This window comes from Amycolatopsis camponoti (assembly GCF_902497555.1).
GTDB lineage: Bacteria > Actinomycetota > Actinomycetes > Mycobacteriales > Pseudonocardiaceae > Amycolatopsis > Amycolatopsis camponoti.
In genome coordinates this window covers 1,826,333-1,853,182 of the sequence record NZ_CABVGP010000002.1, presented here as the reverse complement: position 1 = coordinate 1,853,182, position 26,850 = coordinate 1,826,333, and the positions used below count along the sequence as shown (strand labels likewise).

Below are 26,850 nucleotides of genomic sequence, written 5' to 3'. Positions count from 1 at the left end.
AGCGGCCGCCGGTCGTGGTTCGATCAGGCCGCTCGGCCGGGCCACCATGGGGGCGTGACGGAGATCGAAGTCCGGGCCGCCCGGCCCGCCGAGCTCGAAGCCGTCGCCGGGCTCCGGTGGCGCTGGGTGGCCGAGCGGGACGGCCTGCCCGACGAGCGACGGGCGGTGTTCGTGCGCGAGTTCGCCGCGTGGGCGGCCGAAAACGCGGCGACGCACCGCTGCCTCGTCCTGGTGCGCGGGGAAACCGTGCTCGGGATGGCCTTCCTGGTGATCACCCCGCGCGTGCCGACCCCCGCGGCGTTCGCGCGGGCCGCCGGCGACGTGCAATGCGTGTACGTCGTGCCGGAAGCCCGCGACGGCGGCCTCGGCGGCCGGCTGATCGAGGCCGTCCTGCGGCTGGCCGGGGAACTCGGGCTGGAGCGGGTCACCGTGCACTCGTCGCCGCGGGCCGTGCCGGCCTACGAGCGGCGCGGGTTCGCCGTGGCCCCGCACCTCCTGCAAGCGCTGGTCAGGCGGCCACGATCGGCGTCTCGGGCAAGGCGGCGTCCCAGCGGCGGCGGGTGATGCGCACCGGCAGTTCCTCGCCGCGGGCTTCGGCGAGGAACAGGTGGGCGCGCGTCCGGCGCCACCACACGAGCATCCGGGAGGTGCCCAGCGCCAGGATCGCGACGATCGCCAGCAGCGAGATCCGGAAGCTCCCGCCGGTCCACTGCAGGAGCACGCCGACGAGCAGCGCGGCGATGGTCGTCGCCACGAAACCGCCGACGTTGACCACGCCGGTCGCCGTGCCGACCCGGCTGAGCGGGTTGTAGTCGCGGGCGAGCGCGAAGCCGATCATCGACGCCGGGCCGCCGAGGGCGAGGAAGGCGAACGCGGGCACCAGCAGCCCGACCGGCACCTGCCCGGGCCAGCTCAGCAGCACCGCCCAGATCAGCACGGCCCCGCCGATGTACCCGCCGACCAGCGGCATCCGCAGCGACGGGCGCCGGCCGATCACGCCGCCGAGCAGCGGCCCGCCGGCCATCGAACCGAAGACGAACACGGTGAGCAGCGCGCTCGCGGTGGCCATCGACTGACCCTGGCCCTGCACCAGCCAGGGCACGCCCCACAGCAGCGTCAGGGCGTTGGGGGCGAACATCGTGCTGAAGTGGACCCAGAAGCCCAGGCGCGTCCCCGGCGTCCGCCACGCCTCGGCGACCTGGTGGGCGAGCTGGCGCGGGCGGACGGCTTCGCGCGCGGGCTGGGTGACGCCGGCCGGGACGTCGCGGACCCGGAGCGTCACGACCACGGTGTACAGGACGGTGATCGCGCCGACCGCGAGGAAGGTCGGGGTCCAGCCGGCGCTGTCGAGCACCAGCGAGAGCGGGACGGTGGCGGCGAGGTTGCCGATGTAGCCGACGGCCGCGGTGAACGACGTCAGCAGCGCGTACTGGCGGCCCGGGAAGTGGGCGGCGACCAGTCGCAGCACGCTGACGAAGGTGAGCGCGTCGCCGAGGCCGAGCACGCCGCGGGCGACTAGGCCGAGGCCGTAGGAGTGGGCGACGCCGAGGAGGAGCTGGCCGGCGCCGAGGACCAGCACCGCGACGGTGAGGACGCGGCGGGGGCCGTAGCGGTCGACCAGGACGCCGGTCGGGATCTGCATCGCGGCGTACACGCCGACCTGCAGCACGGTGAACGTCCCGAGCGCGGCCGAGCCGACGCCGAAGCGCTCGGCCGCCTGCAGCCCGGCGACGCCGAAGGAGGTGCGGTGGAAGACCGCGAGGAGGTAGACGGTGACGGCGGCGAGCCAGATGAGCCAGGACCGGGCGGTGGCGCGGCCGGTGGCGGGCGGCACAGGGACCTCCAGGGATTCGGCTGTTCGGCGTGCTGTTCGTGCGGACGCCTGCGCTGCCGTCCCTACTACTTGTAGCGCCTAAGCAACGACGAAACATAGCTGTTATCCCGGTGGCGTTCACCACATGGTTGTATGTGAATCTCATTCGCGTTCGGGGGTGGTTTCGTGACCGGCCTGCACGGGGCGCACGCGGTGATCACCGGCGGGTCCAGCGGGATCGGGCTGGCGACGGCGGCGGCGCTGGCTTCGCGTGGCGCGACCGTGTCGCTGGTGGCGCGGGACGAGTCGCGGCTGCGGAAGGCCGCGGTGTCGCTGAAGTCACGCGGTGCCTCGGTGCGGACCGCCGTCGCCGACGTCTCGGTGCAGGAGGACGTGACCGCGGCCTTCTCGTCGCTCGTCGAGGCGGCGGGGCCGTGCGACGTGCTGGTGACGTGCGCGGGCCAGGCGCGTCCGGGCGAGTTCCTGGAGCTGGACGACGAGGTCTTCCGGCGGATGGTGGAGGTCGACTACTTCGGGACGCTGCACGCGGTCCGGGCGGTGGCGCCGTCGATGGTCCGGCGGCGGACCGGGTCGATCGTGGCGATCTCGTCGGCGGCCGCGGTGCTGGGGATCTACGGGTACACGGCGTACGCGCCGGCGAAGTTCGCGGTGCGGGGGCTGATGGAGGCCCTGCGCGACGAGCTGAACCCGGCCGGGGTGCACGTCGCGTGCGTGTACCCGCCGGACGTCGACACGCCGCAGCTGGCCGAGGAGAACCGCTGGAAGCCGGCCGAGACGGCGGCGATCAGCGGGACGATCCGCCCGATGGCGGCCGAGGCCGTGGCGTCGTCGATCGTCCGGGCGGTGGAGCGGGAGCGGTACGCGGTGTACCCGGACCGGTCGGTGGCCCTGCTCGCGGCGTTGGGCCCGCTGGCCGCGCCGTTCCTGCGCCGGATGGTGGACCGCCGGGTCCGCCACGCCCGCCGAGCCCGAGCGTAAACGGGCTTCTCGCGTGATCAGAGAGGCATCACGTGTGATTGAAGGGGCATCACGTGTGATCAGAGGGGCATCACGTCGATGCCCTCCCAATCACGGGTGATGCCCCTCCAGACACACGCGATGCCCGCCTGATCACGCTTGATGCCCCGCGGCGCACGGTCAAGCCGGGCGGACTGCGCCGGTTATCGCCCAGTTTCCGGAGCGCCAGCGGGCCAGGACAAAGGCCAGGCGGAGGACCATGAAGAGGGACAGGCCGGTCCAGATGCCCGTCAGGCCCCAGCCGAAGCCCAGTGACGCCCAGATCAGGGGCAGGAAACCCAGCGCCGCGCTGCCGAGGGTCGCGTTGCGGAGGAATGCCGCGTCACCCGCGCCCAGCAGGACGCCGTCCAGCGCGAACACCACCCCCGCGATCGGCTGTAGCGCCACGAAGAACCACCACGCGTGCGGGATCTCCGCCAGCACGCCCGGGTCGGACGTGAACGCGTGCGGCAGCACCCACGACAGCGCCGCGAACAGCACGCACAGGAAGCACCCCAGCAGCAGCCCGTACCCGGTGATCTGCGACGCGACCCCGCGCGCCTGCCGGGCCGCGTTCGCGCCCAGCGCCGCCCCCACCAGGGACTGCGCCGCGATCGCCACCGAGTCCAGCACCAGCGCCAGGAACGTCCACAGCTGCAGCACCACCTGGTGCGCGCCCACCGCCTCGGTCGACGTCCGGGCCGCGACGGCGGCCGCCGAGACGAAGCACGCCTGGAACGCCAGGCTGCGCAGCACCAGGTCGCGGCCGAGGCCGAGCTGCGCGCGCATCACCTTGAAGTCCGGCCGCAGGCCGACCTTCTCGCGCACCAGCGCCGCGAAGAACAGCGCCGCCGAGATCACCTGCGCGACGACGTTCGCGATCGCCGAACCCTCCAGCCCCAGCCCGGCCCCGTAGACGAGCACCGGGCAGAGCACGGCCGAGATCCCGTTGCCCGCCAGGACGTACCGCAACGGCTTCGCGGAATCCTGGACCCCGCGCATCCAGCCGTTGCCGGCCATGGTGACCAGGATCAGCGGCGCCCCGAACAGCGCGATCCGGATCCACGACACCGCCGCGGCCGCGACCTCGTCGCTGCCCGAGAGCACCCGCGCGATCGGCCAGGCCAGCAGCTGCCCGGCGACCAGCACGAACAGCCCGACGAACACCGCGAGCCACGTCGCCTGCACGCCCTCGCGGACCGCGTCGGCCCGGCGGCCGGCCCCGTGCAGCCGGGCCGTGCGCGACGTCGTGCCGTACGACAGGAACGTCAGCTGGCTCGACACCTGGGCCAGCACGACGCCGCCGAGCGCGAGCCCGGCCAGCGGCAGCGCGCCCAGGTGGCCGACCACCGCGGTGTCGACCAGCACGTACAACGGCTCGGCCGCCAGCACCCCCAGCGCGGGCACGGCCAGGCCGAGCACGCGCTTCGCCGGGATCCGCTCCGTCTCCTCCACGTTCACCACGAACCGGACTCTAACCGCCGGCACCGACAGTTCCGGCCGGTGGGAGCGCCGCGAAGCTCACAGCAGCGGCGCCCGCTCCAGTGCCTCCCGCAACCCGGCCAGTACCTCTTCGGCGGTGCCCGCGATCGTGCAGCCCGCGGCCTGGCGGTGCCCGCCGCCGCCGAACTCCGCCGCCACCGCCGAGACGTCGATCCCGATGCTGCGCAACGAGATCTGCCACTGCGCGGGGTTCGTCACGTCCTGTTTGAGCACCGCCGCGACGGCCGCCTCGCGCACCGAGCGGACGACGTCGATCACCGACTCGACCTCTTCGCCGCGCACCGTCCGGGCCTCGTCGACGCGGACCACCGCGTGAACGAATCCCCGCCCCTGCGCGGCTTCCGGCTCCAGCTCGGCCTCGCGCAGCACCGACGACAGCATCGGCAGCCACGCGAACGGCCGCTCGTCGACGATCCGCCGCACCACCGCTTCGGCGTCGACGCCCGCCTCCAGCAGCCGCGCCGCCATCCGGTGCGTCTCCGGGCTCGCGCGGCGGAACCCGCTCGTGTCGGTGACGATCCCCGCGTAGATCCCGCGCGCGATCGGCTCGTCCGGCTCGACGCCCATCGCGTCCAGGATCCGGAACACCAGGATCGCGCTGGCTTCGGCGGACTCGTCGACGACGTTGCAGCCGCCGTAGAACGTGTTGGTCGCGTGGTGGTCGATCACCAGCACCGCACCGGCCAGCTCGACGCGCCCGGCGAGCCGGCCCAGCCGCTTCGGCACCGGCGTGTCCACGCAGACCAGCAGCGCCTCGGTGTCGGGCAGGTCGTCCGGGTGGGTGAGCAACCCGTCCTCGTCCAGCCACCGCAGCGTCTCCGGCGCCTCGTCGGGCTCGCCGAAGGAGACGCGGACCTTCGCACCGCGCTGGAGCAGCGCCCGGCCGAGGGCGAGGGCGCTGCCCAGCGCGTCGGCGTCGGGGCGGACGTGGCCGAGCACCGTCACGTCGGTGGCCGACGCGAGCAGCGCGGCCGCGTCCCGGATGTCCTGCGCCAAAGTAGGGGTCACGGTGCGTCACGCTACGCTCTGCGGGATGCCTGAGTACGTGATCCTGGTCCACCCGTCAGCCAACCGGGTCTACGCCGCCTCCTCCCCCGCGCTGCTGCGCGCCGAGCTGGCGATCTTCGGCGCGGCGCTGTCGGCCGAGCTGTCCGGGATCGAGGAGGTCGAGCTCGGCGGCGTCGGCTACGTGCGCTTCACCAGCTCGTCGGCGCTGGGCGAGGCCGACCTCGCGCTGCTGTCGAACCTGTCGTCGCTGTACGCGCTGTTCGAGCTGGGTGACGGCGTCCTGCGCCCGGTCACCGTGACGCCGCTGGCGAAGGCCGACTCGGACCTGCTGACCATCCTGAAGTACGCGGGCAAGACCAACGAGTCGTTCACGAAGCTGCTGCTGAACGTCACCCTGCTGGCGACGGCGGACCCCTTCTCGGCCAAGCCGAAGTACCTGCTCGACCCGCTGTGCGGCCGCGGCACCACGCTCAACCAGGCGATCATGTACGGTCTGCACGCCACCGGCCTGGACGTCGACGCCAAGGACTTCGAAGCCTACGAGGCGTTCATCAAGACGTGGCTGCGGAACAAGCGCGTCAAGCACACCGCCGACTCGGGACAGCTGCGGCGCAACAAGGTCCGCCTCGGGCGGCGGCTCGACATCGAGTACGCGCTGAGCAAGGAAGACTACAAGGCGGGCGAGACCCGCAAGCTCACGTACTTCCAGGCCGACACGCTGACCACCGACGAGGTGCTGCGGGCGAACTCCTGCGACGTGATCGTCACCGACGCGCCGTACGGCGTGCAGCACGGCAGCCACCGCGAAGCCGGCCTGCAGCGCAGCCCGCGCGACCTGCTCGCGGCGGCCGTCCCGGTGTGGACGCGCGTGCTGCGGCCCGGCGGGGCGCTCGGCATCTCGTGGAACACCACCGTGCTGCCGCGGGAAGAACTCGTCGAGGTGCTGCGCAAGGCCGGGCTCGACGTCCGCGAAGGCGGGCCGTGGGCGGAGTTCACCCACCGGGTCGACCAGGCCATCCTGCGTGACCTGGTCGTCGCGGTGAAGCCCGCTTCCTGAGCGCTACTGGGTGAGTTCGCCCTTCACCGGCGCCTGTCCGTTGTCCTCCGGCGCTCCCGCCGGAGCCGGCGGCGTGCTCAGGCCGCGCTTCACCGAGTCCAAGATGGACAGTCCCTGGCCGACGAGGCCCGCGGCCATCTCGCCCAGGCCGTCGGCGCCGTTGAGGATGTTGACGTTCGCGCCGGACAGCCCGCGCCCGGCTTCCTTGACGATCTGCGGCAGCTGGTCGATGAGCATCCGGTCGAGCGCGACCCGGTTGTTCGACGCGGCCGCCTCCGCCTGCACGCGCATCTTCTCCGCCTCGGCCAGCGCCAGGATGCGGATCCGCTCGGCCTCCGCGTCGGCCGGCTTGATCACCTCGGCCACCAGCTGCTGCTGACGCAGCTCGGCCTCGCGCTGGGCCAGCTCGGTGCGCGCGTCGATGACCTCCTGCTGCGCCTTCGCCTGCGCCAGCGGCCCGGCCTGCGCGGCTTCCGCCTGGGCCGCCTCGACCTCGGCGCGGTACTGCGCCTGCACGATCGAGGTCTGCCGGGCGTACTCCGCCTGCGTCCGCTGCGACTTCTGCTCGGCCTCCGCCGCCGCCTGGTTCGCCACGGCCTGGGCGATCTGGGCGTCCCGCTGGATCGCGGCGTTGTGCGGCGCGGCCATCGCGGCGATGTAGCCGAGCTTCATGTCATCGATGGACTGGATCTGCAGCGCGTCGACGGTGAGCCCGATCTTCGCCATCTCCACCGCCGAGCCGTCCAGCACCTCGGTCGCCAGCTTCTGCCGCTCGGTGATGATCTCCTCGACGGTCATCGACCCGATGATCGAGCGCAGGTGCCCGGCGAAGATCCGGCCGGTCAGCACGGACATCTGGTCCTGGTCGGAGAGGAAGCGCTGGCCGGCGTTGACGATGCTCTCGGTGTCGTTGCCGACCTTGAACGCGATCACCGCCCGCACCGTGAGCGCGATGGCCTGTTTCGTGACGCACACTTCGGTCACTTCGGCTTCGTTCATGGAAAGCGTGAGGAACCGGACTTTCCGGAAGACCGGCATGACGAACGCGCCGTGGCCGGTGACGACCCGGAACGGCGACGCGCCCTGGCTGTGCTTGCCCCCGGAGATGAGCATCGCCTCGTTGGGGGCGGGAACGCGATATCCGAACATGGCCTGTCCTTCTACTGGGAAGGGGGTTCCGAGGCGTCCCACGCCACGACGTCGACCGTGCGCCGGCCCCGGGATTCCACGACCAGGACGGTCGCCCCCTTCGGCAGCTCCGTGTCGGACCAGGCCAGGAAGGTTTCCAGTCCGCCCCGGATCCTGATCAGCACCTCCCCGGGGCCCCGCTGCCCGCGGGTGCCGACCAGGAGGACTCCGGTCCGGCCGGCCGGCGAAAGGTCGGAGTGCACGGGTGCCGACCTCCCTCGGTGGCCGCCTCGGTGCGGGTGAGCCCCCGCTGAGTCCCATTGTGCTCCCGCCCGGCGCGGGCGGCGGGCACTGTGAGGTTCCGATCAGGAGGCAACCGGGCGGGCTTCTCGCGCGTGGGAGGAACGTCCGGCTTGGCTATACTCCGGCGTGTGACGGTCGAGCAACGCCCCCTGCGCGCGGACGCCCGGCGCAACCGGGAGGCGCTGGTCGCGGCCGCGCGGGAGGTGTTCGGTGCCAAGGGCGTCGACGCCCCGCTCGACGAGATCGCCCGCCGCGCCGAGGTCGCGATCGGCACGCTCTACAACCGCTTCCCGACGCGGGCCGACCTGGTCGAAGCGGCGTTCCTGCCGACGCTGGAGGAAGCGCGAGCAGCGGCCGAAGAGGCCCTCGCCCTCGACGATCCCTGGGACGGTTTCGTGCTGTTCCTCGAGCGGTCGGTCCTGATGCAGGTGAGCGACCGCGGCTTCACCCAGGTGTGCACGCGCGCGTTCGACCGGACGTCCGGCTTGGAGAAGGCCAAGCAGGCCAACGCTTCCCGGATCGGCCGGATCATCTCGCGCGCCCAGGAGGCGGGAGCGCTGCGGCCGGACTTCCGCGGCGAGGACCTGGCGATCGTGTTCGCGGCGGCGACGGCGACCCCGGACTGGCGGCGCGCGCTCGGCCTGGTCCTCGACGGGCTGCGCGTCCGATGACCTGGCTCGCGGACACGCGCACGTCGTACGACACGGTGGCTTCGAGCTACGCGGACTTCGTTTCGGACGCGCTGTCGTCCCAGCCGCACATGAAGGCGGCGCTGACGCTGTTCGCGTCCGAGGTCGACGGGCCGGCGGTGGACGTCGGCTGCGGGCCGGGGCAGTTCACGGCCTTTCTGGCGTCGCTCGGCGTCGAAGCGTCCGGCATCGACCTGTCACCGGCGATGATCGACATCGCCCGCCGGGAGCACCCGGGACAGCGGTTCGAGGTGGGTTCGATGACGGACCTGCCGCTGCCGGACGCATCGGTGGCGGGGGTGCTGGCGTTCTGGTCCCTGATCCACGTCCCGGACGACGAGGTCCCGGTGGCGCTGGACCATTTCCGGCGGGTGCTGCGGCCGGGTGGGCTGCTGGTGATCGGGTATCACGTGGGCGTGGGGAGCCGGTTGAAGACCGAAGGGTACGGCGGGCACCCGATGCGGGTCCACGTCCACCTCCGGCAACCGTGGTGGCTGGCGAAGCGGGTGCGGGCGGCCGGGTTCACCGTCGAGGCGGAATGGGCGCTGAACCCGGAAAACACGGTGTCGCAGGCCATCCTGTTCGCGCGCGCGTCAGCTTAGCCGCTGCCCCAAGAACTTCAGGACCTCCGGCAGGATTCCGCGCCAGTAGGCGTCCTCGTGCTTGCCCGGGGAAAAGGCGGCCACCGCGGGATTCACCGCCCGCACCAGCTTGCGGTCCGCGCCCAGGAACGGGTCCGCGTCGCCGCACCAGATGCCCAGGCTCTCCGCCTTCAGGTCTGCCGTGTGCAGCAACGGTTCCTCCGCGCGCCAGTTGTCCTCGCCCGAGAACACCTTGCGGCTGCGGGCGTCCGGCCAGCTCACGAACAGCGCCGCGCTCGCCGTGGCGACCGCCTTCAGGTCCGGGTGGGCGCGGGCGAAACGCAGTGCGCCGAAGCCGCCCATGGAAATGCCGAACACCGCTGACGGCGGACGCAGGTCGCGGGCCGCCAGCCAAGCCGGGACTTCGTCGGTCAGCATGCGCTGCGGGTCGTCGCCGGCACCTACGTCGACCCAGTAGTGGTCGCCGTCGAGGGCCGCCACCGCGAACGGGGGGATGCCCGCGCGCACCGCCTCCGTCAACGCGGACGGGACGCCCAGGTCGAGGAACGTCCGCGCACGGGCGCCGCGGCCGTGCAGGGCCAGGCACACCGGCAATCCCGACGACGGAACGCCTTCGGGAGTGATCAGGACCAGGTCGACGTCCGTGCCGCGGGCGGCCGAGGGCATGCGCTGGACCGTCACCGGGTCGCGCAGCGGAGACGGGCCGGTCGGCGCCGGCACCGGCGGTGGGCCCGGAGCCGGTTCGGAAGACGAGCAGCCCGCCAGCAGCGTCAGCGCGCTGCCGGCGAGCAGGCCGCGGCGGGAGAGCACGGGTCAGCCCCGGCTCTCCTCCTCCGCGAGTTCGTCCTCGTCCTCGGTTTCGCGAGGGGCCTTGTACGGGTCGGGCTCGCCCGCGTGCTGAGCCCCGGCCGAGCGACGCGCGACCTCCGCGTCGGCCTCGCGGGCCTTCGCGAGGAGGTCCTCGATCCGCTTCGACTCCTCGGGAATGGTGTCCGCGACGAACGTCAGCGTCGGCGTGTAGCGGACCCCGGTGCCCTGCCCGACCTTCGTGCGCAGCATCCCGCGCGCCGATTCGAGCGCGGCGGCGGCGCCGGCGAAGTCCGGGGGGACGTCCAGCTTCTCGCCGAGCACCGTGTAGTACACCGTGGCGTCGTGCAGGTCGCCGGTGACCTTCGTGTCCGTGATGGTCACGTAGTCCAGCCGGGTGTCCTTCACCTCGTGCTCGATCGCGGACGCCACGATCTGCGAGATCCGCTTGGCGAGCTTGCGAGCCCGAGCAGGATCAGCCATGTCTTTCTCCTAGTCTTCTGGACCGAGCAGCCGGCGGCGTGCGGTGAGCAGCTCGAACTCCGGCCGGCTCGCCACGTACCGCTCACACGAGTCGAGCACGTCACGGACGTGCTCGCCACCTTCGGCGACCACGGCCACCCCGATGAGGGTCCGGCGGTGCAGATCGGTGTGCCCGGCTTCGGCCACCGACACGGCGAAGCGCTTGCGCACCTCCGCCAGTACCGGCCGGACCACGGATCTCTTCTGCTTCAACGAATGGACGTCGCCGAGCAGGATGTCGAGCTCGAGGGCTCCGACGAACATAGGCAAGTGAGGTTGGTGTAGTAGGGACCACCCGGGGGTCCAGGGGGCTTGCCCCCTGGCGGGGGTTTGCCCCCTGGCGGGGGTTTGGGGGTTCGACCCCCAAAGGACACGATGAGGTGGGAGGGGCGAGCGCAGTCCGCGAGCACGCCCCTCCCACCACCGAGCCTTACGCCCGCGGCTTCTCGCGCTGCTCGTACGTCTCGATCAGGTCGCCGACCTTGAGGTCGCCGTACGAACCGAGGGTGAGACCGCACTCGTAGCCCTCGCGGACCTCGACCACGTCGTCCTTGAACCGCCGCAGCGAGCTGACCGGCAGGTTCTCCGCGACGACAGTACCGTCGCGCAGCAGCCGGGCCCGCGCGTTGCGCCGGATCTCGCCGGACATGACCAGGCAACCCGCGATCGTGCCGATCTTGGAGGACTTGAAGACCTCGCGAACCTCCGCGCGGCCCAGCTCGACCTCTTCGTACTCCGGCTTGAGCATGCCCTTGAGGGCCTGCTCGATCTCGTCGATCGCCTGGTAGATGACCGTGTAGTACCGGACGTCGACGCCCTCGCGGGTGGCCCGCTCGGTCGCCTTGCCCTGGGCGCGGACGTTGAACCCGAGGACGATCGCGTCGGACGCGGTCGCCAGGTCGATGTCCGACTCGGTCACGCCACCGACACCGCGGTGGACCACGTTCAGCTCGACCTCTTCACCGACGTCCAGCTGGAGCAGCGAGGCTTCGAGGGCCTCGACGGTACCCGAGTTGTCACCCTTGATGATCAGGTTGAGGCTGTTCGTCTCCTTCAAGGCGGAGTCGAGGTCCTCGAGGCTGACCCGCTTGCGACGCGACGCGTTGAGCGCGTTGCGAGTACGAGCGGAGCGGCGCTCGGCGATCTGCCGGGCGACGCGGTCCTCGTCGACCACCAGGAAGGTGTCGCCCGCACCCGGCACCGAGGTGAACCCGATGACCTGGACGGGACGCGACGGCAGCGCCTCGGTGACGTCGACATTGTGCTCGTCGACCATCCGGCGGACGCGGCCGTAGGCGTCACCCGCCACGACCGAGTCGCCGACGCGCAGCGTGCCGCGCTGGACCAGGACGGTGGCCACCGGGCCGCGGCCGCGGTCGAGGTGCGCCTCGATCGCGACACCCTGGGCCTCCATGTCCGGGTTGGCCCGGAGGTCCAGAGCGGCGTCGGCGGTCAGCAGGATCGCCTCGAGCAGGCCGTCGATGTTGATGTTCTGCCGCGCGGAGATCTCGACGAACATCGTGTCGCCGCCGTACTCCTCGGCGACCAGGCCGTACTCGGTCAGCTGCTGCCGGATCTTGTCCGGGTTCGCGCCTTCCTTGTCGATCTTGTTGATCGCGACCACGATCGGGGCCTTGGCGGCCTGCGCGTGGTTGATCGCCTCGACCGTCTGCGGCATCACACCGTCGTCGGCCGCCACCACGATCACCGCGATGTCGGTCGAGTTCGCACCACGGGCACGCATGGCGGTGAACGCCTCGTGACCCGGGGTGTCGATGAAGGTGATCAGGCGCGGGTTGCCCTCGAGCTCGGTCTCGATCTGGTACGCACCGATGTGCTGCGTGATGCCGCCGGCCTCGCTCTCGCGGACCTTCGTCTTCCGGATCGTGTCGAGCAGGCGGGTCTTACCGTGGTCGACGTGACCCATGATGGTCACGACCGGCGGCCTGACCTGCAGATCCTCTTCGCCACCCGCGTCGTCGCCGTAGGTGATGTCGAAGGTCTCCAGCAGCTCGCGGTCCTCTTCCTCCGGCGAGACGACCTGAACCGTGTAGTTCATTTCGCCGCCGAGCAGCTCGAGGATGTCGTCCGACACGGACTGCGTCGCGGTGACCATCTCGCCGAGGTGGAAGAGCACCTGCACCAGCGAAGCCGGGTTGGCGTCGATCTTCTCGGCGAAGTCGGTCAGCGAAGCACCCCGCGGCAGCCGGATCGTCTCGCCCTGCCCCTTGGGCAAGCGGACGCCGCCGACGCTGGGCGCCTGCATGTTGTCCATGTACTCCTGGCGCTTCTGCCGCTTCGACTTGCGGCCCTTGCGCGAGGGACCACCCGGACGCCCGAAGGCACCCGCGGTACCGCCACGGCCACCGGGGCCACCACGGCCACCGCCGCCGCCACGGAAACCGCCGCCGCCCGCCGGGGCACCGGTGCCGCCACCCGGGCGGAAACCGCCGCCACCGCCGGCGCCACCGCCACCGGGACCGCCGCGGAAGCCACCGCCACCGCCGCCGCCACCGGGACCGCCGCGGAAACCGCCGCCGCCGCCACCGGGACCGCCACGCGCGCCGCCACCAGGGCCGCCGCGAGCGCCGCCACCGGGACCACCGCGGGCGCCGCCACCGGGACCGGCGGGACGCTGCGTGCGGCCCGGCATCATGCCGGGGTTGGGCCGCGGGGGCATGTTGCCCGGGCTGGGCCGGTTGCCACCGGCGCCGCCACCCGGCCGCGGGGCCGGGCGGTCGCCGCCCTGGCCGCCACCGGGACGCGGCGGACGGGTGTCGCCACCCTGACCGCCACCACCGGGCCGCGGGCCCTGGGGGCGCGGCGGGGCGCCGGAACCGACGCCGAACGGGTTGTTGCCGACCCGCGGGGTGCGCGGACCGGGCTTGGGACCGCCGGGCTTGGGGCCCTGCGGCTTCGGCGGGACGACCGAACCGGTGTTGCCCGAGGGCGCGGCCGGGGTCTCCTGCTTGGGTGCGGCGGGCGCTTCGGCTTTCGCGGCCGGGACCTGCTCCTGGGGAGCGGGCGCGGCCGGCTGCTGACGCGGACCGGGCCGCGGGCCGGGACCCGAGGGACGGCCGCCCGGTGCGGCGGCCGGCCGCGAGGCCGGTGCCTGCTGCTGCGGGGCCGCCGGAGCGGCCTTCGCCGCGGGCGCCTGCTGCTGGGGAGCGGGCGACGCGGGCTTGGGCGCGGGAGCGCCCGGCTTGGCGGCCGGGGGCCCGGGGCGCGCCGACGGGCCGGGGGTCGGTGCGGGCTTCTTGGCGCCCTTGGGCGCGTACGCGTCGCGGAGACGGCGGGCGACGGGCGCCTCGACCGTGGACGACGCGGACTTCACGAACTCGCCCTGTTCCTTCAACTTGGCGAGAACGTCCTTGCTGGTGATGCCGAGCTCCTTAGCGAGCTCGTGTACGCGGGCCTTGCCTGGCACAGCTCTCCTCATCTAGGGGAGGCCAGGCGGAAAACCCGCTGACCTCGTCCTTATTGTCTGACGCTCATGGCTTCAGCTTCACGGCTGACTCATGACGGGTCGACCTGCTTCCTTCGTTTCTCCCGGAGCCGGGGACGTCCCGGCTTCGTGGTGCCTAGTGCGCTCGACGTGCTCACGGACCTCCTGGACGTCGAGCGCTCCCGGAGCCCGCAGGGCCCTCGGGAAAGCTCGCCGCCGTTCGGCCTTGGCCAGGCAGTCCGGGTCGGGGTGCAACCAGGCCCCCCTACCGGGGAGCCGACGACGTCCGTCGACGACCACCCGTCCGGCCACCGCGACCACGCGCGACAGCTCACCGATCAAGGCCCGCCGCTTGCAGCCGACACAAGTCCGCACCGGGGATTCTCGGTGGGGCTGGTGCTCGGCTACCCGCCGCGGGCTTCGAACCACTCCTGAGTCTAGCGCTTCGACCTTCACTCAGCCGAACCGGTTGTCGCGGCGGGCCGCGACGGACCGGCGTGGTCTTGATCACCCTCGTCGTCCACCGGCGCGGCATCGCTGCGGATGTCGATCCGCCAGCCGGTCAGGCGGGCGGCCAGGCGGGCGTTCTGGCCCTCCTTGCCGATCGCCAGCGACAGCTGGAAGTCCGGCACCACGACGCGGGCGGTCTTCGCCCGCTCGTCCACTACTCGTACCGAAACAACCTTCGCCGGCGACAGGGCATTCCCCACGAACCGGGCCGGGTCCTCCGAGTAGTCGATGATGTCGATCTTCTCGCCGGCCAGTTCGCTCATCACGTTGCGCACGCGCGCGCCGACCGGGCCGATGCAGGCGCCCTTGGCGTTCACGCCCGCCACGGTGGACTTCACGGCGATCTTCGTGCGGTGCCCCGGCTCGCGCGCGACGGCGGCGATCTCGACCGTCCCGTCGGCGATCTCCGGGACCTCCAGCGCGAACAGCTTGCGCACGAGGTTCGGGTGCGAGCGCGAGAGCGTGATCTGCGGGCCGCGGTTGCCGCGCGAGACGGTGACCACGTACGCCTTGATCCGGCTGCCGTGCTCGTACGACTCGCCGGCCACCTGCTCCGCCGACGGCAGCACGCCCTCGGTGTCACCCACCTGGACCACGACCATGCCGCGGGCGTTGGCGCGGGCGTCGCGCTGGATCACGCCGGCGACGATCTCGCCCTCCTTGGTGGAGAACTCGCCGAAGGTCTTCTCGTGCTCCGCGTCACGCAGCCGCTGCAGGATGACCTGGCGCGCGGTGGTGGCGGCGATCCGCCCGAAGCCCTCGGGAGTGTCGTCCCACTCCTCGTCGGTCTCGCCCTCGTGGGTCAGCGTGCGCGCGAGCACGCGCACCAGGCCGGTCTTGTGGTCGATGTCGATGCGGGCGTGCGGCTGGTGCCCCTCGGTGTGCTTGTACGCGGTGAGCAAGGCCGTCTCGATGGCCTCGATCACCGTCTCGAAGGGGATGTCCTTGTCCCGTTCGATCGCCCGCAGCGCGGCGATGTCGACGTTCACTTCGACCCCTTCTCCGTCTCGGCGGCGATCATGCCGGACGCGTCGTCTTCGAGCAGTTTCAGGTCCTCGGCGGGCGGCTGCTTGAACTCGATCTCCACGACCGCCTTCGCCACCTCGGCGTAGCGGACGTCGCGGATCTTGCCGCCTTCGAGGACGCGGGCGGCGTCCGCGCCCGCGTGACCGACCCGGCCGATGAAAGCCGCGCCTTCCGCCGGGGTGACCTTCACCAGGCGGAAGCGCGCGCGGCGCCAGTGCCGCCGCTCGGTGAGCGGGCGGTCGAGCCCCGGTGAGGTGACCTCCAGCGTGTACGCGCTCGCGAGCACGTGCTCGTTTTCGTCGAGTGCCGCCGAGACCTTGCGGCTGACCTCGGCGACCTCGTCCAGCCCGACACCGTCGTCGGCGTCGACGACGACCTTGACCAGCTGCCGCCGGCCGGCCTGCTGCACCTCGAACGAATCGAGGTCGAAACCCGCGGCGGTGACGGCTTCGGCCACTATCGGCTGAAGCCGGCTGGCGAGTTCTCCTGGCACGTGGGGCTCTCCTTGGTTCGGGCTGGGGTTGCGGGTCGGTGGTGGACCAGCTTATCCGGTCGCCCCCTCGGCACGCGCGAGCGGCGGTGGCGGCCCGGGGCCTGGCAGGATGGGCCGACGTGACCGGAAGACCGACCGACCTGACCCGTCGTGCCGCCCTCCGCGCGGGGGCGCTGGCCGCGCTGGCCGTCCCCCTGGCCGCGTGCGGGCCCGGCTACGACGAAAGCCCCGACCCGCTGCAGCCGCTGCTGGCCGCCGCCGAGGCGGACGCCGCCGCCGCGCGAGCGCTGGCCAAGGGCGGCGACGCCGACGCCGCCGGCCAGCTCGCCGACGCGCGCGCGGCGCACGCGGCCGCGCTGAAGTCCGAAGTGGACCGGCTGAACCGGCCGAAACCGTCGCCGTCCCCGACGCCCCCGGCGCCGGCCGCCCTCGGCGACCTCAAGGAGCGGCTGGCGACCGCGCGCAAGCAGGCCGAAGACCTCGTCGGCGGGCTGCCGCGCTACCGCGCCGGGATCGTCGCGGCGGTGGCGGCGGGCTGCGCGGCGCTCCAGCGCACCGCCCCGGCGCTCGGCCCCGGCGAGGACGCCCCGGCGATCGCCGGGTCGGCCGCCGCCGTGCCCGCGGAGGCGGTCGACCCGCTGCAGACCGCGCTCGCCGCCGAGCACGCCGCCGTCTGGGTGTACGGGCTGGTCAGCGCGTTCCTGCCGGACGATTTCGCCGAGGGCGAGAAGGCGGGCGCGGCGGAGCACGCCGTCCGCCGCGACCTGCTGCAGACGATGCTGGCCGCCTCCGGGGCGACGCCTGTCGCGCCCGAAGCGGCGTACGTGCCGAAGAAGCCGGTGACGGACGCGAAGTCGGCGTCGCTGGTGGTCGCGACGGCCGAGGCAGACTGCGCGTCGGCGTGGCTGGCGGTGGTGAACCACACCGACGACAAGGCCCTGCGCACGACCGCGCTGCACGCGCTGGTGGCGGCATCGCGGCGCGGCACGCCGTGGCGGTCCGAGGCGGGCGAGAAGCCGGTGGCGATCGCCATGCCCGGCCAGGCGAGCTGAGCCCCTGCCGAAAGCCGTGAAGGCCTTCTTGCCGGCCTTCACGGCTTTCGGGAGAGCGGGTCAGCCCTTGAGGTCGGCCGAGAGGCGCACGGCGTCGTCCGCGATGGCCTCGATCAGCTTCTTGTCCTTGTGCTTCGCGTAGAAGTCGGCCAGCACGATCGTCGTGTTCGTGCCGTCCACGCTCGACGCGTACGCCGCGTCCGAACCGCTCACGCTCGGGACGTCGTCGCCGGTGAACGTCTTGTCCTTCACCAGGTCCGTGACGTTGCCGGTGCCGTCCTGCTCGGTCAGCGTCTTGAGCGCCTTCGCCTTCGTCGAGTCCGGCATCCCGACCAGCACCACCGACACCAGCGCCTTCGCGCCGCCCGACTCCGTCGTGTAGAGCGCGCGGACCAGCGACTGGCACTCGTTGTCCTGGAAGAAGTCGTGCGTCTTGCCGTACGACTTCGTGGCGCACTCGTTGGACTTCGCCGGCCCGGCCACCAGCGTGAACTGGTACTTCCCGGTGTTCTGGGCCGGCGGCTGCGCGACCGGCTCGTCGGGTGTCGAGTCGTGCCGGATCAGGAACCACAGCAGCCCGGAGACGACGGCGATCGCGACCAGCCCGGCGCCCCTGAGCAGCAGGGACCGGGTGTCGCGCGCCGGCGGTCCCGGCACGGGCGGCCGGGGCTGCGGGGGCACCGCGCCCAGCGGGGCCGTGTCGGACGGGCCTGGGGTGAAATGCGCACCAACCACGGGGCCATACGGTAGTTCACCCGCTCAGCCGCGTTCACTCGAATGCGGGTAAGACGCGTTCGACGTCGTCAGCGGTGTTGTAGAGGTGGAAGCCGACGCGCACCCGGCCGCCCCGGACGCTCGAGACGATCCCCGCCGCCGCGACCCGCTCCGGATCGGCGTCGAGCGAGACGATCGCGCTGCCGCGCGGGGGCAATCCGAGCTTCTCGAGCAGCTGGTCGGCCAGGCCGGCGTTGTGCGCTTCGACCTGCGCGAGGTCGAGGCCGCCGAGGTACTCCAGCGCGGCCGCCGCGCCGACCTGGGCGAGCCAGACCGGCGAGAGGTCGAACGCGCGGGCGTCGCCGGCCAGGCGCAGCGGCAGGCCGTAGACCGTGGCCCACGGGTCGTCCCCCGCGTACCAGTTCGCCGCGACCGCCCGGGTGCGCTCGTGCGCGTCCGGCCGCACGGCGAGCCACGCGCAGCCGCGCGGCGACAGCAGCCACTTGTAGCCCGCCGCGACCACCCAGTCCGCCCAGGCGACGTCCAGCGGCAGCCAGCCCACGGCCTGGGTGGCGTCGAGCAGCACCGCGGCCCCGGCGGCCTCGGTGGCGGCCCGCAGCGCGGGGAGGTCCGCGATCCGGCCGTCGGCGGACTGGACGACGCTCACCGCGACGACGTCGTGGCCCTCGACCCGCTCGGGCAGCAGGTCCAGCGGCACCTCGGTCACCGTGACACCGGGAGTGGCCGCGAAGGGGAAGGTCACGCTGGTGAAGTCCCCTTCGGCGGCGAGCACGCGGGTGCCGGTGGGCAGCGCGGCGGCGACGTTCGCGACCAGCTGCGAGACCGACGCGCCGATCGCGACGCGCCCGGGTTCGACGCCGAGCAGCCGCGCGAACCCGGCCCGGGACCGGTCGACGTACTGGTCGAACTCCCCCGGCCGGGTCGCGCCGGTCCGCCAGCGTTCGACCGACCCGGCCACCGCGGCGGCCACCGGCGCGGGCGGGATGCCCACGCTGGGCGTGTTCAGGTAGCCGGGCGGGACGGCGAAGTCGGTTCCGAAGGCGCGCATGCCCCGACCCAAGCAGACCGGGGCAACCCGTTTACGGCGTTTACGGCAGTAGCGCGACGACGTCGGCGTAGCTCGGCGGGCTCAGCGGGAGGTCACCGCCGTCACGGACCGCCAGCGCCGTGCCGGCCGCCGCCGCGAGGGCCGCGCGGTAGGGCAGCGAACCCAGGCTGACCCGCGCGACGCCCAGCTCCGCCAGCCCGGCGAAGGTGACCTTCCCGGGCAGGAACAGCAGGTTGACCGGGAGCCCGGCGGCGACGATCCGCTCGACGTCCGCGGGGTCGGCCAGGCCGGGCACGAAGACGCCGTCGGCGCCGGCTTCCGCGTAGGCCCGCACGCGCGTTTCGGCGGAGTCGATCGAGCGGTCGCCGGACCAGTGGGTGTCCGTGCGGGCGTTGAGGAACAGCTCCGGGACACGGTCCTTCACCGCCTTGACCAGCGCTTTGTGGTGTTCGACCGGCGCGAGCGAGCCGTCGGCACGGCCGTCTTCGAGGTTGACGCCGACGGCACCGGCGTCGGCGAGTTCGGCGGCCAGGTCGGCGACGGCGGCGGGGTCGGCGCTGAAGCCGTCGGCGATGTCGACGCTGACCAGGACGTCCAGCCGGGCCAGGCGGCGGGTGAGGGCGACGGTGGCGTCCCGCGTCGACGGCGCGCCGTCGGGCTCACCGGCCGCCGCGGACACACCGAGGCTGGTCGTGCCGAGGGCGCGAAACCCCTGTGCGGCAAGGAAAGCGCCGACGCCGAACTCCCACGCGTTCGGCAGCAGCAGCGGGGCACCGGGCACGTGCAGGGCACGGAATTCGTCCATGGCTTCGAATCTAGGTGCGCGACGCTTCGGCGAACGCCGAACCTCAGGCCGACGCGGGGGTGTGCTCCGCGTCGTAGGCGTCCCGGGCTTCCTGGACCGCCGTCATGTGCTGCCTCGCCCACTGGTCCAGCACCTCCAGCGGCTCGGACAGGTTACGGCCCAGCGTCGTGAGCTCGTACTCCACCTTCGGCGGGATCACCGCGTACGCCGTGCGGGTCAGGATCCCGTCGCGGACCAGGCTGCGCAGCGTCTGGGTCAGGACCTTCTGCGAGATCCCGTCGACCCGGTGCCCGATCTCGGTGAACCGCAGCGGCCCGTCCCTCAGTGCGCCGACGATCAGCACCGTCCACTGGTCGCCGATGCGGTCGAGCAGCTGGCGGGTCGGGCAGTTGCGGTCGTACGGGTTCGACAGCACAGCGCGTCTCCTTACTTTCCCAGGGAGAGTAACACGCCGTTCAGGCGGTAGCGGCCATCAAGGTCGTGAACAGCAGGCGCAGGTGCCGGCGGCCGCGCTCCCAGCGGGCCTCCAGCTCGTCCTGGCCCCGCGTCGCCCAGCTCGCGATGAGGATGCCGCGCACGACGTCCATCGCCGTGTACACCGCGTGCAGGAACTCGTGGTGCGCCGCGTGCTCCGGCAGCAGCGCCTTGCCGAACTCCACGAGACTCGACGTCGCGATCGGCTCGACCGCCGCCATCTGACCGCGCAGCTCCGGGTCCGTGCGGGAGGCGACCCACAGCTCGACCGTCGCCGAGAACACCGGCCCCTGGTGCATCTCCCACATCAGCTGCAGCGCGTCGCCGACCGGGTCGCTGGACGCGCGCAGCCGGTCGAGCTCGGCCATCGCGACCTCGGTGCGCTTCTCGGCCAGGTGCCGGATCGCCGAGGTCACCAGGTCGGCCTTCGTCGGGAAGTGGTGCACCTGCGCGCCGCGCGTGACGCCGGCGCGGTCGGCCACCCGCGTGGTCGTCGTGCCCGCGTAGCCGTACTCGACGAGGCAGTCGATCGTCGCGTCGAGCAGCCGGACGCGCATCGCCGCGCTGCGTTCCTCCTGGGTGCGGCCGGTCGATCCCCGTCGTGGCGCTGACATGCGCCCACTTTATGGGGCCGCGCGCACCCCGGCCGCGTCGACCAGCCCGGCGACCACCCGCCCGATGAAGCGGCCGAGGAACCGGCGGTAGAACCAGCCGGTGCCGGGGATCTTCGCCGTGAACGTCGAGTGCCAGTGGATCTCCGTGCCGCCGTCCACCGGCGCGAGGTCGACGTAGGCGACGTAGTCCCGCAGCGGCAGGCCGTGATCCAGTGCGTAGCCGAACCGGCGGCCGGGTTCGAGCGCGACGATCTTCTCGTACGAGCGGATGCCGCCGGTCCGGAACAGCCGGATGGCGCCGAGGCCTTCGGGCTCGCCCTCGCCTTCGCGGACCAGCTCGAACGACCCCAGGGGCGACCAGCGGGGCCAGCTCGCGCCGTCCCGCAGCAACGCGTACACCGTGTCGGCGTCCGCGGCCGTCACCCCGCGGACCGAGATTCTCTGTACCATTTGGTACGTGTACCATTTGGTACATGATCGACGCAAGCCCCCGCGCGAAGCTCCTCGACGCGGCGATCGACCGCATCGCCCACCACGGCGGCGCGAGCAAGAGCCTGCGGGCGCTGGCCACCGACCTCGGCACCAGCCACCGGATGCTGATCTACCACTTCGGCTCCAAGGAAGGCCTGCTCACGGCCGTCGCGCGCGAGGTCGAAGCCCGCCAGCGGGCGGCGCTGGCCGGCCTGGACCCGGCGGAGTTCTGGCGCCGGCTCACCGCGGACGACCTGCGCGCCAACGAAAAGCTCTTCTTCCAGCTCTACGGCCAGGCCCTAGGCGGCACCCCGGGAACGGCCGAGTTCCTCGACGGCGTCATCGAGGACTGGCTGGGCCCGATCGAGGCATTGCTGGCCGAGCGCGGAGTTCCCGAAGCCGACCGACCGGCACACGCCCGGCTCGGCCTGGCCGTGACGCGCGGCCTGCTGCTGGACCTCGTCACGACGGGTGACCTGGACGCCGTGAACGCGGCGATGGAGCAGTTCACGGCGCGCTACTGACACGCCTGGGTCACGAAGAACGAGGACGAGCGAGAACCCAGACCTCCCCCGCACCCCGATCCGAAGCCAGAACACGGCCGGCGGTGCCGGGTCAAGGCATCTTTCCCGCCTTGACGCGGTGCGGCCGGCCGTAGTCACAATCAAGCTTCGGGGTGCCGGCTCGACCTTACAAAGCCCGAACACTGGGCGGACGTCGCCCGTACACCGCACCGCGAAAGTTCTCCCCGTAAGCACCTCACCCAAGGGAGACACGATGCGAGGAACCACCTGGACGCGGCTGGCGCTGGCGGGCTGCGGGAGCGCGGCCTGCCTGCTGGTGGCGGCGCCGCTGGCCTCGGCCCAGACGACGTCGCCGGCGCCGGTCGCGCCGATCACGCTCAGCCCCGAGGAGTCGCAGCAGGTCTGCGGCGACTGGGTGCCGAAGCTGCAGAAGAAGGCCGACAACCTGCAGAAGCGCATCAACGGCGGACCGGAGGTGGCCGGCTCGGTCGCCAACCTCAAGGCCCGCGCCCAGGACCAGCGCACCGCCGGGCACGAGGACCGCGCCAAGAAGCTCGACGACCGCGCCACCAAGCGTCAGGGCAAGATCGGTGAGCTGACCACGGCGAAGCAGAAGCTCGACGCCTTCGCGTCCGCGCACTGCAAGCCGGCCAAGTGAGGGGCGCGAGGGTCGCGGCGGCGGTCGGGGCCGCCGCGCTCATCGCGCTCGGCTGCTCGGCCTGCCGCGACAACCTGATGGGCTCGCCGGACTCCGGCACCTCCCCGGCGTCGTCCGAGCTGAGCGGGGTCGAGTCGACGCTGAACGGCATCGAATCCGACATGAACAGCGATGGCTCGCCCTGACCGGCTAGCGTCTCCTCGTCTGTGACGGCGGAGACGGGAGCGGGTATGGGGTCACCGGGGCGCGGCCTCGTCCTCGTGGTCGAGGACGAGGCCGCGATCGCCGAGCTGGCGGCGCTCTACCTCAAGCGCGACGGCTTCGGCGTGCACGTCGAGCCGGACGGCGGCCGGGCGCTCGACGCCGTCCGGCGGCTCAAGCCGGTGGCCATCGTGCTCGACATCGGACTGTCCGGAATGGACGGTATCGAGATCTGCAAGACGCTGCGCGCGGGCGGGGACTGGACGCCGGTGCTGTTCGTCACCGCCCGCGACGACGAGCTGGACCGCCTGCTGGGCCTGGAGATCGGCGCCGACGACTACCTGACGAAGCCGTTCAGCCCGCGCGAGCTGGCCGCCCGGGTCCGGACGGTGCTGCGGCGCGCGTCGGGGGCGGCACCGGCTGCCGAGACGTTCGCCGTGGGCGGCGCGCGCGTCGACCTCACCAGCCGCCGCGCCTGGGCCGGAGACGCCGAGGTTTCCCTGACGTCCACCGAGTTCGACCTCCTCACGCACCTGCTCCGGCACCCGGGGCAGGTGCTTTCGCGCGACCAGCTGCTGAGCGCCGTCTGGGGCTACGCCGCCGCGGCCGGCACGCGGACGGTGGACGTCCACGTGGCGCAGCTGCGGGCGAAACTGGGTGCGTCGAGTCCGATCCGGACGGTCCGCGGCATCGGCTACGCGGCGGACCAGGCATGAGGTACCGCGGCACCCTGGCCGGGCGGATCACGCTGGTCTGCCTCGCCGTCGCGGGCGTGGCGGTGATCGTCGCGGGGCTCGTCGCGGCCCGGCTGATCCGGACGACGGCGGACAACGTGCTGCAGTCGTCGCTGGCCGCGCAGGCCGACGTCGTCGCGTCGCAGCTCGACGAGACCGGCATCGGGAACCGGCTCGGCGTCGGCAAGGTGGCCGACGTCGTGCGCGGGCAGGGCATCTCAGTGGTGGTCCGGCGCGCGGGCGGGCCGGCGGCGGGCGACGCGGTCGCCGTGCAGGCCGCGGGCAAGCTCGGGCTCGGCGCGGACCACTCCGGGCGCGTCACGGCCGGCGGCGCGCAGTACCTCGTCGAGACGCGGGTGGTCGGCACGCGCGGGGCGGCGTTCGCGCTGGTGCAGCCGGCTCGCAGTGCGGAAGCGACGCAACGCGCGCTGGTGCGCAGCATCGCGCTGGCGCTGGGCATCGGGCTGCTGGTGGCCGCGCTCGCGGGCTGGTTCTCGGGCCGGCTGCTCGGCCGTCCGCTGCGGCGGGCCGCACTGGCCGCGGGATCGCTGCGGGCGGGCCGGCGCGACGTCCGGGTGCCGGTGGAGGGGCCGCGCGAGGTGGCGGAGGTCGCCGGGTCGCTGAACTCGCTGGCCGACGCGCTGGCCGTGAGCGAAGCGCGGCAGCGGGACTTCCTGCTGTCGGTGTCGCACGAGCTGCGAACGCCGCTGACCGCCGTGACGGGGTTCGCCGAGGCGATCGCGGACGGCGTCGCGACCGGTCCCGACGCGGTCCGGGCCGGTCAGACGATCCAACGCGAGGCGGTGCGGCTGGAGCGGCTGGTGACGGACCTGCTGGAGCTGGCCCGGCTGGGGGCCGACGAGTTCCGGCTGGACGTCGCGTCGCTGGACCTGGGTGCGCTGGTGCGCGACTGCGCCGACGTCTGGCAGCTGCGGTGCGCGCGGGAGGACGTGCGGTTGTCCGTTTCGGTGCCGTCTTCGCCGGTCCCGGTCCTGGCGGACGCGCGGCGGCTGCGTCAGGTGGTCGACGGGCTGGCGGAGAACGCATTGCGGGTGACCCCGGCCGGCGCCCCCATGGTGTTTTCGCTGTCGGTGTCCGGTGCTTCCGCTCACGTTTCGGTCCGCGACGGCGGCCCCGGCCTGGCGCCGGAGGACTACGCGGTGGCGTTCGAGCGCGGCGTGCTGAACGCCCGCTACCGCGACCGCCGTCCGGTCGGGTCGGGCATCGGGCTGGCCCTGGTCCACGGCCTGGTCACGCGCATGGGCGGAACCCTGACCGCGGGCCCGGCCCCGGAGGGCGGCGCGGCCTTCACGATCACGTTCCCCCTGGCGGCGTCGGACGCGACGGTTCCCCTGCACCTGGGCTGACCGGCGGGGCCAGCTGGGCCGCGCGGTCCGTCACGTCCATCAGGGCCCAGTGCTCGACGACCCGGCCGTCGCGGACGCGGATCATGTCCATGCTGGTCACGGCGTAGCTGCGGCCGGTCGAGAGCTGCGTTCCCGTGCTCGTGTAGCGGTTGACCGAAAACTCGCCGTCGGCGACGTTCTGCTCGACCCGCACGCCGACGTCGCGAAAGTCCGCGAAGAACTCGCCGCCGAGCATGGCCTCCCACTTCGCGCGCCAGGCGTCGATGCCGTGGTGGTCGCCGCCCGCGCCGCCGCGGTGGTCGACCACCTGCGGGTCGATGTAGCGCAGGCCTTCGGCGAGGCTCTCCGCGGTGAACGGCGTCAACGCGACCAAGCGGCGGTGGACCTCGGCGGCATCCATGCTCACTCCTCAAGTGGGGAGTTCCCCGGTTAGTGTTCCGCTACGCTAACCGGGGACATCCCCACTTGGCAAGGAGCAGCATGACCGCACGGGCCCGCCGATCGGACGCGCGGGACAACCAGGCGCTCGTGCTCGCCGCGGCGAAGGAGGTCTTCGCCGAAGACGGCCCGGACGCGCCGCTCGACCGCATCGCCCGTCGCGCCGGCGTCGGCAACGCCACCCTGTACCGGCACTTCCCGAACCGGCGCGAGCTGGTCGTCGCGGTGTACGCCGACGAAGTCGCGGAGCTGAGAAGCCGCGCGGACCTCGACGCCGACTACCCCGGCGAAGCGCTCTTCGCCTGGCTCGGGCTGTTCGTCGAGCACGTGCGGACGAAGCGCGCCCTCGCGCTTTCGCTGACCGATCCCGCGGGGGACCACGAGAGCCTGTTCGCCGGCTGGCACGCGGCGATGAACACGACCGCCGCCGCCCTGCTCGACCGCGCGCGGACCGCCGGGGCGGTGGCCGTCGACGTCACCGAGCTGGACCTCCTCCTGCTCGCCACGGGCATCGCGTTGTCCGGCGCCGGACCCCGCACACCCCACCTCCTGGGGATGGTCCGCCGAGGCGCGTCGCCCCCCTGAACACCCGTGTCGTCCGTCCAGGTATACGTGTCGTCCATCCAGACACACGTGTCGTCCGTTCCGGCACACGGAACTCGCGTGATCGGAGACGGAACTGGCGTGATCGGAGGGTCAACTCGCGTGTCTGGAGGGTCAACTCGCGTGTCTGGAGGGACGACACGCGTACCGGAGTGGACGACACGCGTACCTGGGTGGACGACACGGTGCGGGCCGTAGGGTCGAGGTCATGGAGATGCTGCACCTGCGCTACTTCGTCGCGGTCGCCGAGGAACTGAACTTCTCCGCGGCCGCGCGGAAGCTGCACATGGCCGCCTCCCCGCTCAGCCAGCGGATCAAGGACCTCGAGCACGAGCTGGGGCAGCAGCTGTTCGAGCGCAGCACCCACCACGTCACGCTCACCGCCGCCGGGGCCGCGCTGCTGCCGCTCGCCCGGGACGTCCTCGAGCAGGTCAACGCCATTCCGTGGCGGCTCAAGGAGGCGACCGAGCCGCAGCGCAGCACCGTTTTCCTCGGCATGCCCGCCGGGGTGCACCCCGACCTGCGGGACCGCGTCAACACCCTCGCCGGGCGCGTTCGCGAACGGTACGAGCTGAAGCGCTGGCCCGGCACCACCGCCGACCTCGTCCAGGGCGTGCACGAGGGCAAGCTCGCCCTCACGCTGGCCCGGCTGCCGGTCACCGATCCCGCGCTCGACCAGGTGCCGGTGATGTCGGAACGGCTCGGCGCGGTCGTCCCGGCCGATCTCTTCGCCGGCCGGGACTCGGTGAGCCTCGCCGAGCTGACCGAATTCCCGTACGTGGCCTCACCTGGGGAAATCACGCCGGCGTACTTCGACCAGCTCGACCACCAATTGAACGAGCTCGGCATCAAGAAACGGATTCGCCTGACCAATACCGGCTACGGCGGGACGTCGGAAATCATTTCCAGCGGCGAAGCCTTTTCCATTTCCATGCTCGACGACAAGAGCCCGATGCACGGTTACCGGCTCGACAACGTCATCGTCCTCCCCTTCACCGACTTCCGCCCCCAGCTGGACACCGGCCTGCTCTGGCGCCGCGACCGCACCGACGGCGACCTGCAGGAGCTCGTCGAAGCCGCGAAAGACGTCTTCAAAAACCCGATCACCACCTAGACAAATGGTATGACCACCGCGGTCATACCATTGTTCGCATCATGATCATTCCCTTTCGCGCCGCCCGCGCCTACGTTCGTAAGTAGAGC

General features: G+C 72.5%; 32 protein-coding genes. 13 read left to right on the top strand and 19 right to left on the bottom strand.

The window, feature by feature from the left end:
* The first annotated feature begins 54 nt into the window (after nt 1-54).
* Nucleotides 55-564 carry a GNAT family N-acetyltransferase gene (locus AA23TX_RS29030; RefSeq protein ID WP_155545964.1) on the top strand — a complete coding sequence of 170 codons (510 nt, stop codon included), beginning with the start codon at nt 55-57 and terminating at the stop codon, nt 562-564.
* On the opposite strand, the gene AA23TX_RS29025 is transcribed toward AA23TX_RS29030, so the two are convergent.
* Nucleotides 509-1,834: an MFS transporter gene (locus tag AA23TX_RS29025; protein WP_155545963.1), complete on the bottom strand. Its 1,326-nt coding sequence runs from the start codon at nt 1,832-1,834 to the stop codon at nt 509-511. The two genes, AA23TX_RS29030 and AA23TX_RS29025, sit on opposite strands and share 56 nt — an antisense overlap.
* A gap of 165 nt (nt 1,835-1,999) precedes the next feature.
* On the opposite strand from AA23TX_RS29025, the gene AA23TX_RS29020 reads away from it, so the two are divergent.
* Nucleotides 2,000-2,812, top strand: coding sequence for an SDR family oxidoreductase (locus AA23TX_RS29020; RefSeq protein ID WP_155545962.1), 813 nt, complete (start codon nt 2,000-2,002; stop codon nt 2,810-2,812).
* A 159-nt stretch (nt 2,813-2,971) separates the two neighbouring features.
* On the opposite strand, the gene AA23TX_RS29015 is transcribed toward AA23TX_RS29020, so the two are convergent.
* Nucleotides 2,972-4,291: an MATE family efflux transporter gene (locus AA23TX_RS29015; protein ID WP_155547378.1), complete on the bottom strand. Its 1,320-nt coding sequence runs from the start codon at nt 4,289-4,291 to the stop codon at nt 2,972-2,974.
* Nucleotides 4,292-4,351: 60 nt separating this feature from the next.
* A complete protein-coding gene (locus tag AA23TX_RS29010; protein WP_155545961.1) occupies nt 4,352-5,341 on the bottom strand; it encodes a DHH family phosphoesterase in 990 nt (329 codons plus the stop codon).
* A gap of 25 nt (nt 5,342-5,366) precedes the next feature.
* On the opposite strand from AA23TX_RS29010, the gene AA23TX_RS29005 reads away from it, so the two are divergent.
* Nucleotides 5,367-6,398: a TRM11 family SAM-dependent methyltransferase gene (locus AA23TX_RS29005; RefSeq protein WP_196425574.1), complete on the top strand. Its 1,032-nt coding sequence runs from the start codon at nt 5,367-5,369 to the stop codon at nt 6,396-6,398.
* Nucleotides 6,399-6,401: 3 nt separating this feature from the next.
* Here AA23TX_RS29005 and AA23TX_RS29000 read toward each other — a convergent pair whose 3' ends face one another.
* Nucleotides 6,402-7,547, bottom strand: a complete 1,146-nt coding sequence (locus AA23TX_RS29000) for an SPFH domain-containing protein (protein WP_155545960.1) — start codon at nt 7,545-7,547, stop codon at nt 6,402-6,404.
* A gap of 11 nt (nt 7,548-7,558) precedes the next feature.
* Nucleotides 7,559-7,789 carry an NfeD C-terminal domain-containing protein gene (locus AA23TX_RS28995; protein WP_155545959.1) on the bottom strand — a complete coding sequence of 77 codons (231 nt, stop codon included), beginning with the start codon at nt 7,787-7,789 and terminating at the stop codon, nt 7,559-7,561.
* A 168-nt stretch (nt 7,790-7,957) separates the two neighbouring features.
* Between AA23TX_RS28995 and AA23TX_RS28990 the strand changes: the two genes are divergently transcribed.
* On the top strand, nt 7,958-8,500 hold the full coding sequence (locus AA23TX_RS28990; protein ID WP_155545958.1) for a TetR/AcrR family transcriptional regulator: 543 nt from the start codon (nt 7,958-7,960) through the stop codon (nt 8,498-8,500).
* The gene (locus tag AA23TX_RS28985) at nt 8,497-9,120 is read left to right on the top strand and encodes a class I SAM-dependent methyltransferase (RefSeq protein WP_155545957.1); all 624 of its coding nucleotides are present in this window, start codon (nt 8,497-8,499) and stop codon (nt 9,118-9,120) included. The genes AA23TX_RS28990 and AA23TX_RS28985 overlap by 4 nt, the downstream gene beginning before the upstream one ends.
* Here AA23TX_RS28985 and AA23TX_RS28980 read toward each other — a convergent pair.
* The 7 genes from AA23TX_RS28980 to rimP form a co-directional block, all read right to left on the bottom strand.
* Nucleotides 9,112-9,930 (bottom strand): alpha/beta hydrolase, encoded by an 819-nt coding sequence (locus AA23TX_RS28980; RefSeq protein WP_155545956.1) that lies wholly within the window; start codon nt 9,928-9,930, stop codon nt 9,112-9,114. The two genes, AA23TX_RS28985 and AA23TX_RS28980, sit on opposite strands and share 9 nt — an antisense overlap.
* 3 nt (nt 9,931-9,933) lie before the next feature.
* Entirely contained in the window at nt 9,934-10,410 is a 477-nt protein-coding gene (rbfA, locus tag AA23TX_RS28975) for a 30S ribosome-binding factor RbfA (protein ID WP_155545955.1), read from the bottom strand.
* 9 nt (nt 10,411-10,419) lie between these two features.
* Nucleotides 10,420-10,713: a DUF503 domain-containing protein gene (locus AA23TX_RS28970; protein ID WP_155545954.1), complete on the bottom strand. Its 294-nt coding sequence runs from the start codon at nt 10,711-10,713 to the stop codon at nt 10,420-10,422.
* Nucleotides 10,714-10,879: 166 nt separating this feature from the next.
* Nucleotides 10,880-13,876, bottom strand: a complete 2,997-nt coding sequence (gene infB, locus AA23TX_RS28965) for a translation initiation factor IF-2 (protein ID WP_155545953.1) — start codon at nt 13,874-13,876, stop codon at nt 10,880-10,882.
* Between the two features lie 78 nt (nt 13,877-13,954).
* Complete coding sequence (locus AA23TX_RS28960) at nt 13,955-14,206, bottom strand: YlxR family protein (protein WP_230862952.1); 252 nt, start codon at nt 14,204-14,206, stop codon at nt 13,955-13,957.
* Between the two features lie 140 nt (nt 14,207-14,346).
* Nucleotides 14,347-15,393 (bottom strand): transcription termination factor NusA, encoded by a 1,047-nt coding sequence (nusA, locus tag AA23TX_RS28955; RefSeq protein WP_155545951.1) that lies wholly within the window; start codon nt 15,391-15,393, stop codon nt 14,347-14,349.
* A complete protein-coding gene (rimP, locus tag AA23TX_RS28950; protein WP_155545950.1) occupies nt 15,390-15,923 on the bottom strand; it encodes a ribosome maturation factor RimP in 534 nt (177 codons plus the stop codon). Before rimP ends, nusA begins: the two co-directional genes overlap by 4 nt.
* A 119-nt stretch (nt 15,924-16,042) precedes the next feature.
* On the opposite strand from rimP, the gene AA23TX_RS28945 reads away from it, so the two are divergent.
* Nucleotides 16,043-16,975 (top strand): ferritin-like domain-containing protein, encoded by a 933-nt coding sequence (locus AA23TX_RS28945; protein ID WP_155545949.1) that lies wholly within the window; start codon nt 16,043-16,045, stop codon nt 16,973-16,975.
* Nucleotides 16,976-17,035: 60 nt separating this feature from the next.
* Here AA23TX_RS28945 and AA23TX_RS28940 read toward each other — a convergent pair whose 3' ends face one another.
* The 6 genes from AA23TX_RS28940 to AA23TX_RS28915 form a co-directional block, all read right to left on the bottom strand.
* Complete coding sequence (locus AA23TX_RS28940; protein ID WP_230862754.1) at nt 17,036-17,710, bottom strand: hypothetical protein; 675 nt, start codon at nt 17,708-17,710, stop codon at nt 17,036-17,038.
* A 34-nt stretch (nt 17,711-17,744) separates the two neighbouring features.
* Complete coding sequence (locus tag AA23TX_RS28935) at nt 17,745-18,758, bottom strand: aminotransferase class V-fold PLP-dependent enzyme (RefSeq protein ID WP_155545948.1); 1,014 nt, start codon at nt 18,756-18,758, stop codon at nt 17,745-17,747.
* Between the two features lie 40 nt (nt 18,759-18,798).
* Nucleotides 18,799-19,563: an isocitrate lyase/PEP mutase family protein gene (locus AA23TX_RS28930; protein WP_155545947.1), complete on the bottom strand. Its 765-nt coding sequence runs from the start codon at nt 19,561-19,563 to the stop codon at nt 18,799-18,801.
* A gap of 43 nt (nt 19,564-19,606) precedes the next feature.
* Entirely contained in the window at nt 19,607-19,978 is a 372-nt protein-coding gene (locus AA23TX_RS28925; protein WP_155545946.1) for a winged helix-turn-helix transcriptional regulator, read from the bottom strand.
* Between the two features lie 40 nt (nt 19,979-20,018).
* Nucleotides 20,019-20,594: a TetR/AcrR family transcriptional regulator gene (locus tag AA23TX_RS28920; protein WP_155547375.1), complete on the bottom strand. Its 576-nt coding sequence runs from the start codon at nt 20,592-20,594 to the stop codon at nt 20,019-20,021.
* A 66-nt stretch (nt 20,595-20,660) separates the two neighbouring features.
* A complete protein-coding gene (locus AA23TX_RS28915) occupies nt 20,661-21,101 on the bottom strand; it encodes an SRPBCC family protein (protein ID WP_155545945.1) in 441 nt (146 codons plus the stop codon).
* Nucleotides 21,102-21,124: 23 nt separating this feature from the next.
* On the opposite strand from AA23TX_RS28915, the gene AA23TX_RS28910 reads away from it, so the two are divergent.
* The 5 genes from AA23TX_RS28910 to AA23TX_RS28890 all read left to right on the top strand — a co-directional run bounded on the left by AA23TX_RS28910 (nt 21,125) and on the right by AA23TX_RS28890 (nt 24,606).
* Nucleotides 21,125-21,646, top strand: a complete 522-nt coding sequence (locus tag AA23TX_RS28910; protein ID WP_155545944.1) for a TetR/AcrR family transcriptional regulator — start codon at nt 21,125-21,127, stop codon at nt 21,644-21,646.
* A gap of 253 nt (nt 21,647-21,899) precedes the next feature.
* Nucleotides 21,900-22,304, top strand: coding sequence for a hypothetical protein (locus AA23TX_RS28905; protein ID WP_155545943.1), 405 nt, complete (start codon nt 21,900-21,902; stop codon nt 22,302-22,304).
* Nucleotides 22,301-22,489: a hypothetical protein gene (locus AA23TX_RS28900; protein ID WP_155545942.1), complete on the top strand. Its 189-nt coding sequence runs from the start codon at nt 22,301-22,303 to the stop codon at nt 22,487-22,489. Before AA23TX_RS28905 ends, AA23TX_RS28900 begins: the two co-directional genes overlap by 4 nt.
* A 45-nt stretch (nt 22,490-22,534) precedes the next feature.
* Nucleotides 22,535-23,221 carry a response regulator transcription factor gene (locus AA23TX_RS28895; protein WP_155545941.1) on the top strand — a complete coding sequence of 229 codons (687 nt, stop codon included), beginning with the start codon at nt 22,535-22,537 and terminating at the stop codon, nt 23,219-23,221.
* Nucleotides 23,218-24,606: a HAMP domain-containing sensor histidine kinase gene (locus tag AA23TX_RS28890; RefSeq protein WP_155545940.1), complete on the top strand. Its 1,389-nt coding sequence runs from the start codon at nt 23,218-23,220 to the stop codon at nt 24,604-24,606. The genes AA23TX_RS28895 and AA23TX_RS28890 overlap by 4 nt, the downstream gene beginning before the upstream one ends.
* Here AA23TX_RS28890 and AA23TX_RS28885 read toward each other — a convergent pair.
* Nucleotides 24,554-25,006 carry an ester cyclase gene (locus AA23TX_RS28885; protein ID WP_155545939.1) on the bottom strand — a complete coding sequence of 151 codons (453 nt, stop codon included), beginning with the start codon at nt 25,004-25,006 and terminating at the stop codon, nt 24,554-24,556. The genes AA23TX_RS28890 and AA23TX_RS28885 overlap by 53 nt on opposite strands.
* A gap of 80 nt (nt 25,007-25,086) precedes the next feature.
* Between AA23TX_RS28885 and AA23TX_RS28880 the strand changes: the two genes are divergently transcribed.
* Both AA23TX_RS28880 and AA23TX_RS28875 read left to right on the top strand, forming a co-directional pair.
* Nucleotides 25,087-25,629 (top strand): TetR/AcrR family transcriptional regulator, encoded by a 543-nt coding sequence (locus AA23TX_RS28880; protein WP_155545938.1) that lies wholly within the window; start codon nt 25,087-25,089, stop codon nt 25,627-25,629.
* Between the two features lie 226 nt (nt 25,630-25,855).
* On the top strand, nt 25,856-26,761 hold the full coding sequence (locus AA23TX_RS28875) for a LysR family transcriptional regulator (protein ID WP_155545937.1): 906 nt from the start codon (nt 25,856-25,858) through the stop codon (nt 26,759-26,761).
* Nucleotides 26,762-26,850: the final 89 nt, after the last annotated feature.